Raw genomic sequence first — 284 nt, 5'->3', positions numbered from 1 at the left:
GATGCCTTCGTCGGCGATATAGCCGCGGATCACATCGGTGAAACTTTGATCGCCGCGCAAGCCGAGCTGCTCGGCGCGCGACGTATCCCATCGTCCCGGCCAACTGCCGACAATCTTTTCCACGCGCGCATCCGCCTGCCACACGATCCGTTTCGCGACTTCGTCGCCGGCTACTTCGCGCAACGCCGCGACCATCTCGTCGACGCTGACGGAAATGCCGGGCAGATTCAGCACGCGCTGGTTGCCGAGCGCGGCGGCATTCAGCTCGAGGCCGGCGATCAGGC

The 284-nt window shown here is 65.1% G+C and carries 1 pseudogene; it reads right to left on the bottom strand.

Features of this window, described 5'->3' with window-relative positions:
• Window positions 1–284 (bottom strand): annotated as a pseudogene (locus SB822_RS56435) (NAD-dependent epimerase); the annotation flags it as partial.

The sequence above is a fragment of the Paraburkholderia sp. SIMBA_054 genome (assembly GCF_046534875.1).
Lineage (GTDB): Bacteria > Pseudomonadota > Gammaproteobacteria > Burkholderiales > Burkholderiaceae > Paraburkholderia > Paraburkholderia hospita.
This window is presented reverse-complemented; position numbering and strand designations above follow the sequence as displayed.